We start from the raw sequence: 3,068 nt of genomic DNA, 5'->3' as shown, positions 1-3,068 counted from the left end.
TTGTTCTTTGAAAACTGGATAAAACGACATTGAAATTGTAACAAACACATTTATTTTTTAAGTTTTTTATAGGCTTAATAACTTGGTTAAGTTATTAAGGGCGCACGGCGAATGCCTTGGCACTAGGAGCCGAAGAAGGACGGCACTAACACCGATATGCTTCGGGGAGCTGTAAGTGAGCTTTGATCCGGAGATTTCCGAATGGGGGAACCCACTACGTTTAATCGCGTAGTATCTTGACGTGAATACATAGCGTCTTGAAGGCAGACCCAGGGAACTGAAACATCTAAGTACCTGGAGGAAGAGAAAGAAAAATCGATTCCCTGAGTAGCGGCGAGCGAAACGGGAAGAGCCCAAACCAAGAGGCTTGCCTCTTGGGGTTGTAGGACACTCTATACGGAGTTACAAAAGAGCGAGTTAGATGAAGCGACTTGGAAAGGTCCGCCAGAGCAGGTAAAAGCCCTGTAGTCGAAAGTTCGTTCTCTCCTGAGTGGATCCTGAGTACGGCGGAACACGTGAAATTCCGTCGGAATCCGGGAGGACCATCTCCCAAGGCTAAATACTACCTAGTGACCGATAGTGAACCAGTACCGTGAGGGAAAGGTGAAAAGCACCCCGGAAGGGGAGTGAAAGAGATCCTGAAACCGTGTGCCTACAAGTAGTTAGAGCCCGTTAATGGGTGATAGCGTGCCTTTTGTAGAATGAACCGGCGAGTTACGATTACGTGCAAGGTTAAGCTTTAGAAGGCGGAGCCGCAGCGAAAGCGAGTCTGAATAGGGCGAAATAGTACGTGGTCGTAGACCCGAAACCAGGTGATCTACCCATGTCCAGGGTGAAGGTGAGGTAACACTTACTGGAGGCCCGAACCCACGCACGTTGAAAAGTGCGGGGATGAGGTGTGGGTAGCGGAGAAATTCCAATCGAACTTGGAGATAGCTGGTTCTCTCCGAAATAGCTTTAGGGCTAGCCTCGTGATGAGAATACTGGAGGTAGAGCACTGTTTGGACTAGGGGGCCATCCCGGTTTACCGAATTCAGACAAACTCCGAATGCCAGATATTTATACACGGGAGTCAGACTGCGAGTGATAAGATCCGTAGTCAAAAGGGAAACAGCCCAGACCACCAGCTAAGGTCCCAAAGTAATCGTTAAGTGGAAAAGGATGTGGCGTTGCACAGACAACCAGGATGTTGGCTTAGAAGCAGCCATCATTTAAAGAGTGCGTAATAGCTCACTGGTCGAGTGACGCTGCGCCGAAAATGTATCGGGGCTAAACGATTCACCGAAGCTGTGGATTGACATCTACGATGTCAGTGGTAGGAGAGCGTTCTAAGTGCGTTGAAGTCAGATCGGAAGGACTGGTGGAGCGCTTAGAAGTGAGAATGCCGGTATGAGTAGCGAAAGACGGGTGAGAATCCCGTCCACCGTATGACTAAGGTTTCCTGAGGAAGGCTCGTCCGCTCAGGGTTAGTCGGGACCTAAGCCGAGGCCGATAGGCGTAGGCGATGGACAACAGGTTGATATTCCTGTACCACCTCCTCACCGTTTGAGAAATGGGGGGACGCAGTAGGATAGGGTAAGCGCGCCGTTGGTTGTGCGCGTCCAAGCAGTAAGGCGTGTGTGTAGGCAAATCCGCACACTGTAACGTTGAGCTGTGATGGCGAGTCCGTATGGACGAAGTTCCTGATTTCACACTGCCAAGAAAAGCCTCTATCGAGGTGAGAGGTGCCCGTACCGCAAACCGACACAGGTAGTCGAGGAGAGAATCCTAAGGTGTGCGAGAGAACTCTCGTTAAGGAACTCGGCAAAATGACCCCGTAACTTCGGGAGAAGGGGTGCTCTTGAGCGTGCAAGCGCATGAGAGCCGCAGTGAATAGGCCCAGGCGACTGTTTAGCAAAAACACAGGTCTCTGCAAAACCGTAAGGTGACGTATAGGGGCTGACGCCTGCCCGGTGCTGGAAGGTTAAGAGGAGTGGTTAGCGCAAGCGAAGCTGCGAATTGAAGCCCCAGTAAACGGCGGCCGTAACTATAACGGTCCTAAGGTAGCGAAATTCCTTGTCGGGTAAGTTCCGACCCGCACGAAAGGCGTAACGATCTGGGCACTGTCTCAACGAGAGACTCGGTGAAATTATAGTACCTGTGAAGATGCAGGTTACCCGCGACAGGACGGAAAGACCCCGTGGAGCTTTACTGTAGCCTGATATTGAATTTTGGTACAACTTGTACAGGATAGGTAGGAGCCAGAGATCTCGGAGCGCCAGCTTCGAAGGAGGCGTCGGTGGGATACTACCCTGGTTGTATTGAAATTCTAACCCATGCCCCTTAGCGGGGCAGGAGACAGTGTCAGGCGGACAGTTTGACTGGGGCGGTCGCCTCCTAAAAGGTAACGGAGGCGCCCAAAGGTTCCCTCAGAATGGTTGGAAATCATTCGTAGAGTGTAAAGGCACAAGGGAGCTTGACTGCGAGACCTACAAGTCGAGCAGGGTCGAAAGACGGGCTTAGTGATCCGGTGGTTCCGCATGGAAGGGCCATCGCTCAACGGATAAAAGCTACCCCGGGGATAACAGGCTTATCTCCCCCAAGAGTCCACATCGACGGGGAGGTTTGGCACCTCGATGTCGGCTCATCGCATCCTGGGGCTGTAGTCGGTCCCAAGGGTTGGGCTGTTCGCCCATTAAAGCGGTACGCGAGCTGGGTTCAGAACGTCGTGAGACAGTTCGGTCCCTATCCGTCGTGGGCGTAGGAAATTTGAGAGGAGCTGTCCTTAGTACGAGAGGACCGGGATGGACACACCGCTGGTGTACCAGTTGTCTTGCCAAAGGCATCGCTGGGTAGCTATGTGTGGACGGGATAAGTGCTGAAAGCATCTAAGCATGAAGCCCCCCTCAAGATGAGATTTCCCATTACGCAAGTAAGTAAGATCCCTCAAAGACGATGAGGTAGATAGGTTCGAGGTGGAAGTGTGGTGACACATGGAGCTGACGAATACTAATCGATCGAGGACTTAACCAAAAAAGTTTGAAACATTCAATGCACCGTTTATCCAGTTTTGAAAGAACAAGTAAGTT

The 3,068-nt window shown here is 51.3% G+C and carries 1 rRNA gene; it reads left to right on the top strand.

What is annotated here, in order from left to right:
• The first annotated feature begins 84 nt into the window (after positions 1-84).
• Positions 85-3,012 (top strand): 23S ribosomal RNA (locus VK91_RS19350).
• The last annotated feature ends 56 nt before the right edge of the window (positions 3,013-3,068 follow it).

It is taken from the genome of Lysinibacillus sp. LK3 (assembly GCF_001043675.1).
Classification (GTDB): Bacteria; Bacillota; Bacilli; order Bacillales_A; family Planococcaceae; genus Lysinibacillus; species Lysinibacillus capsici.
The sequence above is the reverse complement of the archived record's forward strand: the minus strand, read 5'-3'. Positions and strand labels throughout refer to the sequence as shown.